At 71.4% G+C, this 15,752-nt stretch carries 12 protein-coding genes and 1 pseudogene; 5 read left to right on the top strand and 8 right to left on the bottom strand.

The genetic code is table 11. The features are described 5' to 3' along the window. Positions 1–199 precede the first annotated feature (199 nt). Positions 200–4,450: a molybdopterin-dependent oxidoreductase gene (locus tag LNW73_RS02745; protein WP_250988715.1), complete on the top strand. Its 4,251-nt coding sequence runs from the start codon at positions 200–202 to the stop codon at positions 4,448–4,450. 87 nt (positions 4,451–4,537) lie between these two features. Here LNW73_RS02745 and LNW73_RS02740 read toward each other — a convergent pair whose 3' ends face one another. Further along, entirely contained in the window at positions 4,538–6,988 is a 2,451-nt protein-coding gene (locus LNW73_RS02740) for a tetratricopeptide repeat protein (protein WP_250988714.1), read from the bottom strand. Positions 6,989–7,175: 187 nt separating this feature from the next. On the opposite strand from LNW73_RS02740, the gene LNW73_RS02735 reads away from it, so the two are divergent. Further along, complete coding sequence (locus LNW73_RS02735; protein ID WP_250978881.1) at positions 7,176–7,631, top strand: carboxymuconolactone decarboxylase family protein; 456 nt, start codon at positions 7,176–7,178, stop codon at positions 7,629–7,631. A gap of 165 nt (positions 7,632–7,796) precedes the next feature. Beyond that, positions 7,797–8,276 carry an iron chaperone gene (locus LNW73_RS02730; RefSeq protein ID WP_250988713.1) on the top strand — a complete coding sequence of 160 codons (480 nt, stop codon included), beginning with the start codon at positions 7,797–7,799 and terminating at the stop codon, positions 8,274–8,276. A 128-nt stretch (positions 8,277–8,404) separates the two neighbouring features. Here LNW73_RS02730 and LNW73_RS02725 read toward each other — a convergent pair whose 3' ends face one another. Next, entirely contained in the window at positions 8,405–8,812 is a 408-nt protein-coding gene (locus LNW73_RS02725; protein ID WP_374118026.1) for a DUF4440 domain-containing protein, read from the bottom strand. 139 nt (positions 8,813–8,951) lie between these two features. Continuing rightward, a complete protein-coding gene (locus LNW73_RS02720; protein ID WP_250978884.1) occupies positions 8,952–9,419 on the bottom strand; it encodes an Lrp/AsnC family transcriptional regulator in 468 nt (155 codons plus the stop codon). A gap of 94 nt (positions 9,420–9,513) precedes the next feature. On the opposite strand from LNW73_RS02720, the pseudogene LNW73_RS02715 reads away from it, so the two are divergent. Both LNW73_RS02715 and LNW73_RS02710 read left to right on the top strand, forming a co-directional pair. Then, positions 9,514–10,376, top strand: a pseudogene (locus LNW73_RS02715) (LLM class flavin-dependent oxidoreductase). Then, a complete protein-coding gene (locus LNW73_RS02710) occupies positions 10,373–10,801 on the top strand; it encodes a nucleoside deaminase (RefSeq protein WP_250988712.1) in 429 nt (142 codons plus the stop codon). The pseudogene LNW73_RS02715 and the gene LNW73_RS02710 overlap by 4 nt, the downstream one beginning before the upstream one ends. 34 nt (positions 10,802–10,835) lie before the next feature. Here the strand turns inward: LNW73_RS02710 and LNW73_RS02705 are convergent, their stop codons facing one another. From LNW73_RS02705 to LNW73_RS02685, 5 genes are read right to left on the bottom strand one after another with little or no spacing between them, the layout of a single operon-like run. After that, positions 10,836–12,179 carry an LLM class flavin-dependent oxidoreductase gene (locus LNW73_RS02705; RefSeq protein ID WP_250988711.1) on the bottom strand — a complete coding sequence of 448 codons (1,344 nt, stop codon included), beginning with the start codon at positions 12,177–12,179 and terminating at the stop codon, positions 10,836–10,838. Then, on the bottom strand, positions 12,176–12,769 hold the full coding sequence (locus LNW73_RS02700; protein WP_250988710.1) for a flavin reductase family protein: 594 nt from the start codon (positions 12,767–12,769) through the stop codon (positions 12,176–12,178). Before LNW73_RS02700 ends, LNW73_RS02705 begins: the two co-directional genes overlap by 4 nt. Next, entirely contained in the window at positions 12,769–13,530 is a 762-nt protein-coding gene (locus LNW73_RS02695; RefSeq protein WP_250988709.1) for an ABC transporter ATP-binding protein, read from the bottom strand. Before LNW73_RS02695 ends, LNW73_RS02700 begins: the two co-directional genes overlap by 1 nt. Next, entirely contained in the window at positions 13,506–14,393 is an 888-nt protein-coding gene (locus tag LNW73_RS02690; RefSeq protein ID WP_374118025.1) for an ABC transporter permease, read from the bottom strand. The genes LNW73_RS02695 and LNW73_RS02690 overlap by 25 nt, the downstream gene beginning before the upstream one ends. Positions 14,394–14,398: 5 nt before the next feature. Continuing rightward, positions 14,399–15,478, bottom strand: coding sequence for an ABC transporter substrate-binding protein (locus LNW73_RS02685; RefSeq protein WP_250988708.1), 1,080 nt, complete (start codon positions 15,476–15,478; stop codon positions 14,399–14,401). Between the last annotated feature and the right edge of the window lie 274 nt (positions 15,479–15,752).

Genomic DNA, 15,752 nt, shown 5'->3' with positions numbered 1-15,752 from the left:
GAACCTGGCGCTCACACCTGCGCGGAGTGCCCTGTGCGATCCGGTTAACCCCCTGTACCCACGCGCCGTGACCACCCGGTAATGCCGCCTTCCTAGGGTGGCGACCGTGGGAACGTCCCACCGCCCGCCGCTCCACACCCGCCGCTCCACGCCCGGCGGGCACGGGGCGAGGGCTGCGAGCCCCGGGGAGGGAGTGACGGTGACGGCGCCAGGGTCGGAGGCGGACAGTGTGCGGGCGGTCTGCTCGTACTGCGGGGTCGGCTGCGGCGTCGTGCTCGACATCGGGCGGGACGCCTCCACCGGCCGGCGGACCGTCGCCAAGGTCTCCGGTGACAGGAAGCACCCGGCGAACTTCGGGCGGCTCTGCACGAAGGGCTCGACGAGCGCGGACATGATGGCCGCCACCGGGCGGGCCGGCACGGCGCTGATCCGGGCCGAGCGCGGTGCCGAGCCCGTGCGGACGGACGTGGACGCGGCGATCACGGCGGTCGCCGGGCGGCTGCGCGCGATTCTGGACGAGCACGGGCCGGACGCGCTGTCGTTCTACGTATCCGGGCAGATGTCGTTGGAGGCGCAGTACCTGGCGAACAAGCTGGCCAAGGGCTTCGTGCGGACGAACCGGATCGAGTCCAACTCCCGGCTGTGCATGGCCAGTGCAGGCTCCGGCTACAAGCTGTCGCTGGGTGCGGACGGCCCGCCCGGCTCGTACCAGGACTTCGACCACGCGGACGCGTTCTTCGTGATCGGCGCGAACATGGCCGACTGCCATCCGATCCTGTTCCTGCGGATGATGGACCGGGTCAAGTCGGCCGGGGCGAAGCTCATCGTCGTCGATCCACGGCGCACCGCCACCGCCGCCAAGGCCGACCTGTTCCTGCAGATCAAGCCGGGCACGGACCTGGCCCTGCTGAACGGACTGCTGCACCTGCTGGTGGCGAACGGCCACACGGACGAGGCGTTCATCGCGGAGTTCACCGACGGCTGGGCGGAGCTGCCCTCCTTCCTGGCCGACCACCCGCCCGCGAAGGTCGCCGAGATCACCGGGATACCGGAGGCGGACATCCGGCGGGCCGCGCGGTGGATCGGCGAGGCGGGGGAGTGGATGAGCTGCTGGACGATGGGGCTCAACCAGTCCACGCACGGCACCTGGAACACCAACGCCCTGGTCAACCTGCACCTCGCCACCGGGGCGATCTGCCGCCCCGGCAGCGGGCCGTTCTCCCTCACCGGCCAGCCCAACGCGATGGGCGGCCGCGAGATGGGCTACATGGGACCGGGCCTGCCCGGCCAGCGCTCCGTCCTCGTGGACGAGGAGCGTGCCTTCATCGAGGACCTGTGGGGCGTCGAGGCGGGCACGCTGCGGACCGCGGTCGGGCGGGGCACGGTGGAGATGTTCGAGCGGATGGCCGCCGGGGACATCAAGGCGTGCTGGATCATCTGCACCAACCCGGTCGCCTCCGTCGCCAACCGCAGGACCGTCATCGCCGGTCTGGAGGCCGCCGAACTGGTCATCACGCAGGACGTGTTCGCGGAGACCGAGACCAACGCGTACGCCGACGTCCTGCTGCCCGCCACGCTGTGGGCCGAGTCCGACGGCATCATGATCAACTCGGAGCGGAACCTCACCCTCGTCCAGGGCGTCGTCGACCCGCCAGGGCAGGCGCTGCCCGACTGGCAGCTCATCGCCCGCGTCGCCTGCGAGATGGGTTTCGCCGACGCCTTCACCTACGCGGGCGCCGAGGACGTCTTCGAGGAGCTCAAGCGGGCCTGGAACCCGAAGACCGGCTGGGATCTGCGCGGCGTCAGCTACCGGCGGCTGCGCGAGACGCCGGTGCAGTGGCCGGCCCCGTCCCCGGACGGCGGCGACCGCAACCCGATCCGCTATCTCAACGACGGCGTCAGCCAGAGCCTGCTGGAACGCACGGACGGCACCCGGCCCCGGCTGGCGTTCCCCACCCCCACCGGCCGCGCGCAGTTCTTCGCCCGCCCGCACCTGCCGGCGGCCGAACTCCCCGACGACGACTACCCGTTCGTCCTCAACACCGGGCGGCTCCAGCACCAGTGGCACACCCTCACCAAGACCGGAAGGGTCGCCAGACTCAACCGGCTCAACCCCGGTCCGTTCGTCGAACTGCACCCCGACGACGCCGCCGCCATGGACGCCCGGGACGGCGACCACATCGAGGTCGCCTCCCGCCGTGGTCGTGCCGTCCTGCCCGCCGTCGTCACCGACCGGGTACGCCCGGGGAACTGCTTCGCGCCGTTCCACTGGAACGACCTCTTCGGCGAATACCTCGGCATCAACGCCGTCACGAACGACGCCGTCGACCCGATCTCGTTCCAGCCCGAGTTCAAGGCCTGTGCCGTGGCGCTGCGCGTGGTGGCGGCCCCGGCACCCAGGAAGACCGACCCAGGGGTCGGCCTCGGAGTCGGCCGCGGGGTCCAGGAGCAGCAGTCGCACGCGGTGCCCGCCGCACCGCCGACCCGCGACGAGTCGCCCGAGTCGCCCGAGCCGGCCGCGGCCGTCCCCGCGCTGACCGCGCTGACCACACTGTTCGGTCTGACCGACCTCCCCGCGCCGGTACTGGGCGAACAGGAGCGCCGCTACCTGTCCGGATTCCTCTCCGGTGTCGCCCTGGCGCCGTCCGGTGGTGTCCCGGTGCTGCCCGCGGACGCGCCCTTCGACCCCGGGACGGCTCTGTGGGTGGACGGCGTGCTGGCCGGCATGTTCTCCCGAACCGCCGCCCCTGCCACCTCTACCACCTCCACCGCCCCCGCCTCCCCTGCCGCTCCCGTGCTCCCCGCCACCGGCGTGGCCCCCGAAGCCGCGCCGCCCCGGGAACTGCTCGTGCTGTGGGCCTCGCAGACCGGAAACGCCGAGGAGTTCGCCGCCACCGCGGTCGGCCACCTCACCGGGGCCGGACGCGTATCGACCCTGCTCCCGATGGCCGACGCGGCCCCCGAGCGGCTCACGCCCGGCACCGACCTGCTGATCGTCACCAGCACCTTCGGCGACGGCGACGCCCCCGACAACGGCGCCGCCTTCTGGCAGGGTCTCACCGCTCCCGATGCCGCCCGGCTGGACGGTGTGCGGTACGCCGTCCTGGCGTTCGGCGACTCCAGCTACGACGACTTCTGCGGCCACGGCCGCCGCCTGGACGATCGTCTCGCGGAACTCGGCGCCACCCGCCTGCACCCGCGTACCGACTGCGAACCCGACTACGACGAAGCCGCCGCGCAGTGGCTCGACCGGATCACCACCACCCTGGCCACCACCCCCGCCACCGCCGTCGCACCCTCCGCCACGGCCCGGCCGGCCGCGCCCGCGGCCTTCTCCAAGGCGTCCCCGTTCGCGACCCTGCTCATCGGGAACCGCCTGCTCAGTCTGCCCGGATCGCAGAAGGAGGTACGGCAGTTCGCCTTCGACACACGCGGCGCCGAACTCGCCTACGAGGCGGGCGACGCCCTCGGTGTGTGGCCGGTGAACGGCTCCGCACTCGTCGCCGAGTGGCTCGCCCTCACCGGCCTCGACCCCGACGAGAGTGTGGACGTCCCCGACAGCGGTGCCATCCCTCTCGGCGAAGCTCTGCGGACCCGCTTCGACATCACCCGCATCACCCCCGCCCTCCTCAAGTTCGTCACCGCGCGCACCGGCGACCGCGACCTCCAGCGGCTCCTGCGCCCCGACAACACGGGCGAGTTGGCGAAATGGAGCTGGGGCCGGCAGGCCGCCGACGTCGTCGGCGCCTTCCCCGTCCGGGCCTCCGCCGCCGAGTGGGCCGCGGTTCTCAAACGACTGCAGCCCCGTCTGTACTCCATCTCCTCCAGCCCACTGGCACATCCCAGTGAGGTCCGCCTCACGGTGTCCGTCGTCCGCTACACCAACGACCGCGGCCGGGACCGGACGGGCGTCTGTTCCACGTATCTGGCGGACAGCGCCGACGACGGTCCGGTGCAGGTGTTCGTCCAGCGCTCGCCGGACTTCCGACCGCCCGCCGGATCCGCCACACCCATGATCATGGTGGGTCCCGGCACCGGCGTCGCACCGTTCATCGGCTTCCTGGAGGACCGGCAGGCCCGTGGTCACACCGGACCCAACTGGCTGTTCTTCGGCGAGCAGCGTGCGGCCACCGACTTCTACTACCAGCAGGAGCTGGAGGCCTTTCGCGCCTCCGGCCGGCTGGACCGCCTCGACGTCGCCTTCTCACGCGACCAGCGCAACAAGATCTACGTTCAAGACCGGATGCGCGAGCACGGTCCGCGGCTGTGGCGGTGGCTCCAGGACGGCGCCCACTTCTACGTCTGCGGCGACGCGGGCCGCATGGCCAAGGACGTCGACCGGACGCTGCGGGAGATCGTCGCGGTACACGGCGGCCTGGACGAGGAGTCGGCCGCCGCGTACGTCCGGCGGTTGGCGTCCGACAAGCGGTACGTCCGCGACGTCTACTGATGGCGTGGGCGGTGGGCGGTGGGCGGCGGGCGTTGGGGTGGGCGTCCGGCGTCCGGCCGCCGCCCCCTTGCGGACACCGCCCCGCGATCAGTACGCCACGGGATCGAGCTCCCGCAGGACGGCCTGCCCCGCCGCGCGGTGCTCGGCGGCCGCGGTCGGATCCGTTGCGTCGAGCACGATCGCGATCCCCTCGTGGGCCAGCGCCTCCTCGGACCGGAATCCCAGTTTCGGGGCCAGCTCCAGCGCCTGCCGGTGCAGCCGCAGGGCCTCGTCGGGGAGGCCCGCGAGCCGGCAGGTCTCGGCGTAGCCGTTGAGGAAATGGATCTTCCAGTGGTCCTCGAACAGCTCGTCCAACAGCGCGAACGCCTCCCGATGGCTGGCCAGCGCCTCCTCGTACCGGCCCATCTGCCGCAGCGCGACGCCCAGGCAGTTGAGGCACCAGGCCTCGTTGTTCATGTGCCCGTCCTCGCGGGCCAGTGCCAGCGCCTGGTGCAGGTGTTCCGCCGCCTCGTCAGGCGAATCGACGGCGATGGCCACGCCGAGGGTGATCCGCGCCGTCAGGGTGGGCGGCCAGGACGGGTCCGCGTGGGGAATGTCGAGCACCTCGCGGGCCCGTTGCGCCGCCTGGTCGCGGTGTCCCAGCTGCAGCATCGCCCAGGCCTCCGACGCGGCCGCGTGGGCCGAACCCGTCGGGCAGCCGGCCTCCTCGTACAACTTCCCCGCCAGCCGGAAGAGTTCGAGCGGCTCGTCGACATGCCCCTCGTCCGATCTCAGATAGCCGCGGCGCATGGCCAGTTCGGCCTCCGAACGGACGTCCCCCGCCCGGGACAGCCCCAGTTCGGCCGCCTCGTACGCGGCGCCCGCCTCCGCCATCCGGCCCGCGTTGTAGCGCGCGAAGCCCAGGTCGCTGTGCGCCTCGGCCAGTTGCAGCGGATCACCCAGGCGTTCCGCGGCGGCCAGTGACCGCTCGAAGAGGAAGTTGAGGTGTGTCGTGCCGCAGCGCCGCGCGAAGTACGCCCGCAGGAAGCGCGGCAGCTCGCGCACGTGCACATCGGCCCCGATGGCGACCGCCGTTTCGAAGACGGCGATCAGCGTTTCGTACTCCGAGACGAGCCAGCCGAGAGCCGCGTTCTTGTCGGGGAACCGCGGCAGTGCGGCCGGGGGCCGGCCCGCGGAGGCCGGCCGGCCGGGCGACAGGACCGGCAGCGCGGCGTCGGCGGCGGCCGCCGCGTGCACGTAGTAGTCGAGGAAGCGGCCCAGCGCCCGTTCCCGATCGGCCGGTGAGTCCTGCTCTTCGCAGGCCCGTCGGGCGTGCTGGTGCACCAGGTCGTGCAGCCGGTACCGGCCCGTCGCGGGCTGCTGGACCAGGTGTGCGTCGAGCAGGTCCTCCAGCATCTCCCGGGCGCTGTTCAGCGGCACGTCCGCCAGGGCCGCCGCCACGTACTCGTCGAAGGCGGTTCCCGGCAGCAGGCCCAGCAGCCGGAACAGACGTGCCTTGGAGCGGTCCAACTGCCGTACGGACATGGCGAACGCGGTGTCGAACTCGGTCGCGCCCTCCGACAGCCGTTCGACGAGGACGCCGACGGTCCAGCCCGGCCGGTGCCGCAGCCGGGCCGCCGCCAGCCGCAGGGCCAGCGGCAGATGGCCGCACAGCCGCAGCACCTCGGCGGCGGACCGCGGATCGCGGGCCAGCCGGCCGTCGGGGCCGCTGGGGTCGCCGCTGGCCCGGGCCAGCAGCTCCGCGCTCTCCTGCGGGCTCAGCACGTCCAGTGAGACCGGGGGCACCTCGTCCAGGCCCAGCAGCCGGTTGCGGCTCGTGATCAGGGCGACGGAGGGGCCGGCGCCGGGCAGCAGCGGGCGGACCTGGTCGGCGTCGGCGGCGTTGTCGAGGACCACGACGGCCCGCCGGCCGGCGAGTTCCGACCGCCAGCAGGCGGCCAGCTGTTCCACGCCCTCCTGCGGGACCCTCTCGGACGGGACGCCGAGCGCGCCGAGCAGCATCCGCAGTACCGAACCGGGATCGAACGGCTCCCGGCCCTCGGTGAATCCGTGCAGGTCCACATAGAGCTGGGCGTCCGGGTACCGGTCGGTGAGCCGGTGCGCGGCGTGCACCGCCAGACAGGTCTTGCCGATGCCCGCCATGCCGTCGACGGCGACCACCTGGTGACTGTCCACCGCGGCGAGCAAGGCCGCGAGTTGGGTCTCACGGCCGGTGAAGTCCGGTACGTCACGCGGTAGATCGTTGCGGGGTTTCGGCTGGGCCAGCCGGCTGGCCTTCGGAGGCGCGGGCAACGGGTTCGAGGACCGTTCCCACAGGGGTCGCAGCGGGCGGGGGTCGCGCTTGACGAGCCGGCAAAGGGCGATCACCGCAGGCCAGGGTGGCACGGTCTGTCCGCTGAGGTAGCGCGACAGCGATGACGAGCTGAGTCCGGCGTCCTTCGCGAGAGCCCGGACGCCGAGCCCGGACAGCTCCTGCAGCATGCGCAGTCGGGCGGACAGTTCGTCCTGTGGGTCGGCCTTGGCTGTTCGCTGTTCCATGTCCACCATTCCCCCGTCTCCCTGTCCCGCTCCGGCCGAAGTATTCCGGGCCGTTTCTCCGCTGGTCAAGGCTGTTCCAGCTGTCCCAGGGCGTCCCATCGCCGTCGTCGTGGCGGGCGGGAACGGCTGTTATGGAGTCACACCCCGGGGAGAACGGGGTACCGAACGACACGAGGAGCAGACCGAGATGCAGTCCCGTATGCAGAACCCCGCCGCCGTACTGTCCGACGCGATGCAGCCCATCCAGCAGCTCTTCAAGGCGGTGCACTCCGGAGGGGTGGACGGCCAGACGCTGGAGCTGGTGCATCTGCGGGTCAGCCAGATCAACGGCTGCAGCGCCTGCGTCGACGGCGGCGCCAAGTCGGCCCGCAAGGCCGGAGTGAGCGACGAGCGGCTGGCCACGGTCGTCGCCTGGAGGGAAGCCCCGTACTTCACCGACGAGGAGCGGGCGGCCCTCGCGCTGGCCGAGGCCGCGACGCGGCTGGCCGACACCTCCGACCCGGTGAGCGACGAGGTCTGGGACACGGCCGCCACCTACTTCGACGAGAAGCAGCTGGCCGCGATCGTCCTGATGATCGGCGTCACCAACATGTTCAACCGCCTCAACGCCACGACCCGCCAGATCGCCGGCGCCTGGGGCTGACGGGCACCCGCCCCGGCCGGCGGGCAAGGACCCGCCGGCCGGCCGATCCGGGGCCACCAGGGGCGCATCGCCCCGTGAACGCCAATTTCGGAGGAGCTGCCGCCGCGGCAGCTCCCCAGCACGACGATGCCATCCATCACGTTACGTACCAGGAGGAATTCCGCCATGACGGACATCCAGCAGCCCGCCAAGAAGAACACCCCGGCCGCCTCGACCTTCGAGGGATTCACGGACGAGGAGCGCGCCGCGATGAAGGAGCACGCCAAGGAGCTCAAGGCCGCCGCCCGCCGCGGATCGCGCGCCGAAAAGGCCGCGGAGGAGGAAGCCGCCGTGGTCGCGAAGATCGCCGAAATGGTGGACTCGGACCGGGTGATGGCCGAACGGATGCACGCGGTCGTCAAGGCGAGTGCGCCGGACCTCGCACCGAAGCTCTGGTACGGGATGCCCGCGTACGCCAGGGACGGCAAGGTCGTCTGCTTCTTCCAGAGCGCGCAGAAGTTCAACTCGCGGTACGCGACCTTCGGCTTCAGCGACCAGGCGCACCTCGACGACGGCGCCATGTGGCCGACTTCCTACGCCCTGAGGGAGCTGAGCGCCACCGACGAGGCGCGGATCGGCGAGATCGTGAAGCAGGCGGCCGGCTGAGGGAGGCCCGCAGGTCTGGTTCTGGCCCTTCTGGAATAAGGGCAGGAGCCCGTACGGAGTAACCACGCCGGGCACCGCCGAGCGGCACGGCGCCCCTCGCGAGAGCCTGCCCTTGCGCGCGGCGTCAGCTACTCCACGTCGTCCCAGGCCATCGAGCTCATTCGCCAGCCGGCAGGTGTCCGGACGAACTGTGTGGTCTTGTGGCCGGAGCCCTCGAACCACTCACCCTTGAGGAAACCGGACTTGCGGTAGTCGCTGAACCGGTGCGCGATCGACCCGAAGATCTCGGTCCGCTCGGCGACCTCCCACTCGGAGAACTCCGTCAGCGTCCCATCGGTGAGGATCTTCTCCCGGGGCTCGATGAACGCGTCGAGGTCGTAGATCACGGGCTCGGCCCCGACATTCTTGATGATCATCCCCTGGGGGATGAACACCTCGCGGACGACGTCGACGTTCGGCCGGTTGCCGGCGGTGTTGGTGAACGCGCCGAGGAAGGCGCGCATCAACTGGTCGAGCTCGGCCTTGACGTCGGACACGGGTACCCCTCCCACGGTGAAACGCTTGGCGCCTGATCGTCGCCCACCGCCCACGTGGCGGCAACCCTCCTGGCAGCCGGGGCGATCCTCGGAACGGCCGGATGCGCGCTCAGAACGGCCGGGCTCAGAACGGCCGCGCTCAGAACGGCCGGGTGCGCGTCCGGGGCACTCGTGGGCCGCGGAACGACAGTGTGCTGCTGAGGACGAGGTTGGTGGTCGTGCTGCCGAACTGGGCCAGCGCGTCGACGATCTCCTCCAGGCCGGCCATCGATGTGGTCGCCACCTTCAGGACGTAGCAGTCGTCGCCGGTGGTGCGCAGACACTCCAGGATCTCGGAGCGCTCCTCGATCAGCCGGTGCAACGGCTCGTGCCGGGTCCCCGGATATTTCAGCCGGATCACCGCCAGCACCCCGTACCCGGTCCGCTCCAGGTTCACCTCGGCCCGGAACCCCGTGATCACCTCGGCCGCCTCCAGCCGCCGCACCCGCTCCGTCGTCGCCGACGCGCTCAGGTTCACCCGCCGGGCCAGTTCGGTGAAGGCGATCCGGCCGTCCTTCTGGAGCTCCGCCAGGATCGCCCAGTCCGTCTCGTCAAGACTCTCCGTCATCCGCCCAGATTACCGGCGAATCCACGGGCGAACCGCCGCTGAACAGGGAGGAATCCCTTCTGGCGACCCGGGCTCCCTGACTAGGCTCAGGTCTGTGAAGATCGGCGTCAACATCCTCAATTTCGGCCCCGGCACCGACCCGGGACTCCTGCGGAGCTGGGCACAGACCGTGGAGGGCCTGGGCTTCGACCTGCTGATGCTCTCGGACCACGTGGCGATCACGCCCGACGTCGCCGAGCGCTACCCGGCACCCTTCTACGAGCCCTTCACCACCCTGTCCTGGCTGGCCGGCCTCACCACCCGGATCCGGCTCGGCACGACGGTCCTCATCGTTCCGTACCGGCACCCGCTGCTCACCGCCCGGATGGCGGCCAACCTGAACGAGCTCAGCGACGGCCGGCTGGTTCTCGGGGTGGGGGTGGGCTGGGCGCGGCAGGAGTTCGCCGCCCTCGGGATCCCGTTCGAACAACGTGGCCGCATCACCGACGACCATCTGCGCGACATCCGGACGGCCTGGGCGGACACCGCCTCCTACGGAACCCGGAAGATCCCGGTGTGGGTCGGCGGCAACAGCGACGCGGGCCTGCGCCGGGCCGTGCGGCTGGGCGACGCGTGGCATCCGCTGCGCTGCACCATGCCGTGGCTGCGCGAAGCCGCCGGCAGGCTGCAGGCGGCCGCGGCCGGGCAACAGCTCCCCGTACCCGCCTTCGCCCCCGCATCGCTCTGAAGATCACCCCCGAACCGGCCGTCGGACCGGAACGCCTCGCCGGCGAGGGGACGATCGACCAGATCGTGGACGACCTGGAACAACTACGGCTGCTGGGAGCCGACTCCGTCGTCCTCGACACCTACGGCGGCGACCCTGGCGAGACCTGCCAACCGCAGGGGAGTTGGCAGGCACTCGCCAGGGTCGCCGCGCACGTCCACCCGCCCCGCACCAGAACGGAGCCGTCATGACCACACCCGACGACCACGCCCTCCTCCGGCGGGCCATCGCGCTCGCGGCCAAGGCACGCGCCGACGGCAACCCGCCGTTCGGGTCGCTGCTGGCGGCGCCGGACGGGACGGTGCTGGCCGAGGAGCACAACACCACGCTCACCGACCAGGACATCACCGCGCACCCGGAGCTGAAACTGGCGCGGTGGGCCGCGAAGGAGCTGGACGCGGCCACCGCGGCGGAGACCACGATGTACACCAGCTGCCAGCCGTGCGAGATGTGCGCGGCGGTCATCCAGCGGGCGGGGCTGCGGCGGGTGGTGTTCGCGCTGTCCAACGAACAGCTCCTGGACATCCGGCCGGGCAGCGGCCAGCCGCCCGTCCCGCAGGACGGCCCGGCGCTGCTCGACGAGGTGCGGGAGGTCGTCGAGCCGTACTACCGCTGACCGCGAGCGTCCGGCAGCGCGGCCTGCCGGCCCGTCAGGCGTTCACCAGGGTCGAGGAGAACTGGTTGGCGGGCCGGGGCAGGCCGTAGTGCTCGCGCAGGGTGCGGCCGGTGTACTCGGTGCGGAACAGACCGCGCTCCCGCAGGATCGGCAGCACCCGCTGCACGAACACCTCAAGTCCTGAGGGCAGGACGGCCGGCATGATGTTGAACCCGTCGGCCGCCCCGTTCCTGAACCAGTGCTCGATGGTGTCCGCCACCTGCACGGGCGTGCCGGCGAAGGTCCGGTGGCCGCGCCCGCCGCCGAGCCGGCCGATGAGCTGCCGTACCGTCAGCCGCTCCCGGCGCGCGAGCTCCACGACCAGCGTGTAGCGGCTCTTGGAGCCCTCGATCTCGTCCTCGTCGGGCAGGTCGGCCGGCAGTTCCTCGTCGAGGGCGAACCGGTCCGGGTCGAGCCCCAGCAGGGTGGCGAGCTGGAGTTTGGCGTACTCCGGCTGGATCAGCCGGCCCAGTTCCGCGTCCAGCTCCAGCGCCTCGGCCTCGGTGTCGCCGATGACCGGCACGATGCCCGGCAGGATCTTCACACCGTCCGGGTCCCGGCCGGCCGCCGCGGCCCGCCGCTTGACGTCCGCGTAGAACGCCTGGCCCTCCTCGAAGGTCGGCTGGGCGGTGAACACCGCCTCGGCATAGCGTGCCGCGAAGTCCTTGCCGTCCTCGCTGGATCCGGCCTGCACCAGCAGCGGATGAGCCTGCGGTGAGCGCGGCACGTTCAGCGGACCGTCCACCTGGAAGTACTTGCCGGCATGGCCGAACCGGTGCACCCGGTCCGACTCGGCGTGCACCCCGCGGTCCTTGTCGGCCACGACCGCGTCGTCCTCCCAGCTGTCCCAGAGCTTGGTGGAGACCTCGATGAACTCGGCCGCCCGCTCGTAGCGGTCGGCGTGCGCGGGCTGGGCTTCGAGGCCGAAGTTGCGCGCCGCCGCGTCGCCCGCGGTGGTGACGATGTTCCAGCCGGCCCGGCCGCCCGAGATGTGGTCCAGCGAGGAGAACCGCCGCGCCAGGTTGTACGGCTCGTTGTAGCTGGTCGACGCGGTGGCGATCAGCCCGATCCGGCTGGTCACGGCGGCCAGTGCGGTCAGCAGCACCGTCGGCTCCAGCCGGCCGCTCGGCCGCCGGCCCGGGTCGCCCCACAGCGCGGGACTGTCCGCCAGGAACAACGAGTCGAACGCGGCGTCCTCGGCGATCCGGGCGAGCCGCTGGTGGTAGGCGACGTCGATGTGTGCCAGCGGCTCGGACTCGGGCAGCCGCCAGGACGCCTCGTGATGGCCGGTGTCATGGATGAACAGATTGAAGTGCAGGCTGCGGTCGGTGCTGCTCATGATGCGTCGACTCCAAGGAGAAGGTCCGGGTGCGGGGCGGAGGGCAGGGAGTGGTAGCGGCCGTCGTGGTGGACGAGCGGCCGGTGGAGGTCGGCGAGCCAGGACGATTCGACGCGGGCGATGACGATGCGGTGGTCGCCCGCCGTCACGATGTCCGCGATCCGGACCTGCAACCACCCGGGCGCCTCGTCGAGCACCGGTGCACCACCGGGCAGTCGGCTCCAGCGGGTCGGCCCGCCGAAGCGGTCGATCCCACTGGTGGCGAACCGCTGCGCGACGGCCTCCTGTTCGGCGCCGAGGAAGTTCACCACGGCGGTGTCGGCGTCCCGCACGTGCGGCCAGCTCGACGCGGTCGACGCGATGCCGAAGGACACCAGTGCGGGCTCCAGGGAGAGCGACGTGAGTGAGGTCGCGGTGAATCCGGCGGGACCGCGGCCGGCATCCGTGGTGATCACGACGACGCCCGCCGGGTGCCTCCGGAACACCTGCCGGAACCGGTCCGGCGTGACCGGACCCGCCTCGGTGGACGTGACCGGTCCCGTCTCGGTGGTCGTGACCGGTCCCGTCTCGGTCGAAAGGATGTCGGTCATCATGTCTCCTTCACCCCGCCGTTCTCCTCGACTCCCAGCGCGGCCAGGAGCCGCTCGCGGTACTCGCCCAGGTGCGGGTCGCGGTACGAGCGCGGATGCGGCAGGTCGATGGTCAGATCGAGGCCGAAGCGCCCCTGGTCGAGCACCAGGACCCGGTCGGCGAGCACGATCGCCTCGTCCACGTCATGGGTCACCAGGAGCACGGAGGGCCGGTGGCGTTCCCACAGTTCGCGCAGCAGGGTGTGCATCCTGATCCGGGTGAGCGCGTCGAGGGCCCCGAACGGCTCGTCGGCGAGAAGCAGTTCGGGCTCCCAGACCAGCGAACGGGCGAGCGCCGCGCGCTGCTGCTCCCCGCCGGAGAGCTGACTGGGCCAGGCCCGTTCGCGTCCGGCCAGACCGACCTCGGCCAGCGCGCCGCGGCCGCGTTCTGCGGGGTCCTTGCCCCGCGAGTCCTTGCCCCGCGCGCCGAGGAGGACGTTGTCCAGGACCCGGCGCCAGGGCAGCAGCCGGGAGTCCTGGAAGACGACCGAGAGCCGCTCGGGCGCCCGGAGTTCGCCGGTGCCGGTGACGTCGTGGTCGAGGTCGGCGATGGCCCGCAGCAGGGTGCTCTTGCCCGAGCCGCTGTGCCCGAGCAGGGCGACGAACTGGCCCGGCGGGATGTCCAGGTCGATGCCGTCCAGGACCACGCGCTCGCCGAAGCCACGGGTCAGCCCGCTGATGTGGACGGCGGGCGGGGTCAGGTGTTCAACGAGCGCCGCCATGACAGCACCCTCCGTTCCAGGATGCGGACGACGGAGTCGGAGGCGAAGCCGAAGACGCCGTAGATGAGCAGACCGAGGACGATCACGTCGGTCTGGCCGTAGTTCTGCGCCTGGAACATCATGTAGCCCAGGCCGTTGGTGGCGTTGATCTGCTCCAGCACGACCAGCGAGAGCCAGGAGCCGGTCACCCCGAGCCGCAGCCCGACGAAGAAGCCGGGCAGGGCGCCGGGGATGACGATCTGCCGGATGAACTGCCACCGGCTCAGCCGGAGCACCTCGCCGAGTTCGACGAACCGGTGGTCGATGCCCGACAGCGCCGAGTACAGGTTGAGGTAGATCGGGATGTAGACCACGATCGCGATGATCGCGACCTTGAAGGTCTCCCCGATGCCGAGCCACAGGATGAACAGGGGAATCAGCCCGAGCGTCGGCACGGACCGGTTGATCTGGACCGTGCCGTCGATGACGGCCTCGCCGATCCGGCTGAGCCCGGCGAGCAGGGCCAGCACCACGCCCGCGGTCAGGCCGATGGCGAAGCCCTGGGCGGCGCGCCACAAGGACTCGGTGATGTCGGTACCGAGCGTGCCGGACGACCACAGATGGGCGCCGGTGCGCACGACCGTCCAGGGTGCCGGCAGGGTGCGCGGGTCGAGTGAGCCGGTCACGTTGGCGACCGACCAGATCACCAGAAGCAGCGCCGGTCCGAGGAGACGGGCGTAGGGCAGCCGCTTGCCGGGAGCCAGCCGGCGCACCCGGCGGCGCACAGGCGTGGCGGTGGTCGGTGCGCCGGTGGTCGGCGGATCGGCGGCGACCGCGTCCGCGGTGCCGGGCGGGGCGAGCTGTTCGGAGACGGTGTCCGTCACGGGAATCAACTCCGGTACTGCGCGGCGACGGCGTTGGACGCGATGGGCTCGAACCGGCGGTCGAAGAGCACATCGGCCTTGAAGGACTTGACGAAGCCGCCTTCCGCGAGCAGATCGATCGTCTCCTGCTCCCAGGCGATCGCCTCGTCCCAGGTCGGGGGCAGCAGCGGCTTGTTGCTCAGGGAGGTGATCCCCTTGGCCTGATCCAGGGTGATGTGCTGGGTCTTGACGTAGTAGTCCTCGTTCCAGGTGCCCGGGTTCTCGTACACCCAGACGAGACCCTTGGCCCAGAGCGGGACATAGGCGGCGATGGCGGCCGCCTTCGCGGAGTCCGCCAGGACCGAGGCGGGCGCCCACAGGATGTTGAGCAGGTCCACGACGTCGGTGGTGACGGTGTGCGCGCCGTCCGATCCGTACCGGGTCAGATAGGCGGGCACCTGGGAGATCGCGAGCGGGGCGATGTCGACCTGCCCGGCCTGCAGCGCGGTGAGGAACTGGTTGCTGGTCAGGGGGACGAGCGTGACGTCGGCCGCCTTGATGCCCGCCTTCTTCAGGGCGCGCAGCAGCACCACGCCCTGGGCCTGCCCCTGGGAGAACGCCAGCTTCTTACCCGCGAAGTCGGCGACGGACCGGATGTCGCTGTGCGGCTTGGTGGCGAACACGTAGGTGGGCTTACGGGTCAGGTCCACGGCGACGATCCGGGCGTCGAAGCCCTGGAAGTGGGCCTGGATCGGCGGGATGCCGGCGTTGTTGCCCACCTCCAGGGAGTGCGCCCGGAACGCGTTGATCACATCCGGTCCGGCCCCGATGCTGGGCCACGAGGACACGTCGAAGGGCAGGTTCTTCAGCAGCCCGGCGAGCTTGAGCTGCAGTTCCTGCTGTCCGGTGTACGAAGCGATGCTCAGCGCGGTGCCGGCCGGCACCGCGCTCGGCAGCGGCGCGGTCGACGAGAGGGTGGGTCCCTTGGCCGCGGCGGTGGTGCAGGCGCTGAGCCCGAGGGCGGCGCCCGTGCCGAGCAGGGCTTGCAGGAAGAGTCGCCGGTCGAGGCCGGGGACAAGGTCCGAAGGACGGGTTCTGCTGCGCACGGGGGAATCCTTATGGTCGGCCACAGGTGAACACCGCGCGGCGGCACACGGCGGCGAGACGATGAAAGGGAGGTGAACGCGGCGCGGCGCTGCGCCGTCGTCACCGAGGTGGTCGCCCGGTGGGGCACCCGTGCCCTGGAGCGGAGACCACGGCATCGAGCCGGCGGGCGGCCGGCGGAAGGGGTCTCAGGATCCGGGCGAGAGCGCCGCACCAGCCTGCTGACGGCATGGCGAAATATTGCAGCTCATGGCTATATGCCGGAAATGCGACTGG

Origin of the sequence: Streptomyces sp. RKAG337, assembly GCF_023701715.1 — a bacterium.
Lineage (GTDB): Bacteria > Actinomycetota > Actinomycetes > Streptomycetales > Streptomycetaceae > Actinacidiphila.
Note: the sequence above shows the minus strand (reverse complement) of the source record. Positions and strands in the feature narration are given on the sequence as shown.

What these genes read in the sequence shown, in the direction of transcription:
- LNW73_RS02695 (WP_250988709.1), bottom strand. Translation starts at nt 13,530, where the DNA reads ATGGCGGCGCTCGTTGAACACCTGACCCCGCCCGCCGTCCACATCAGC.
- LNW73_RS02705 (WP_250988711.1), bottom strand. Translation starts at nt 12,179, where the DNA reads ATGAGCAGCACCGACCGCAGCCTGCACTTCAATCTGTTCATCCATGAC.
- LNW73_RS02720 (WP_250978884.1), bottom strand. Translation starts at nt 9,419, where the DNA reads ATGACGGAGAGTCTTGACGAGACGGACTGGGCGATCCTGGCGGAGCTC.
- LNW73_RS02710 (WP_250988712.1), top strand. Translation starts at nt 10,373, where the DNA reads ATGACCACACCCGACGACCACGCCCTCCTCCGGCGGGCCATCGCGCTC.
- LNW73_RS02735 (WP_250978881.1), top strand. Translation starts at nt 7,176, where the DNA reads ATGCAGTCCCGTATGCAGAACCCCGCCGCCGTACTGTCCGACGCGATG.
- LNW73_RS02730 (WP_250988713.1), top strand. Translation starts at nt 7,797, where the DNA reads ATGACGGACATCCAGCAGCCCGCCAAGAAGAACACCCCGGCCGCCTCG.
- LNW73_RS02740 (WP_250988714.1), bottom strand. Translation starts at nt 6,988, where the DNA reads ATGGAACAGCGAACAGCCAAGGCCGACCCACAGGACGAACTGTCCGCC.
- LNW73_RS02700 (WP_250988710.1), bottom strand. Translation starts at nt 12,769, where the DNA reads ATGACCGACATCCTTTCGACCGAGACGGGACCGGTCACGACCACCGAG.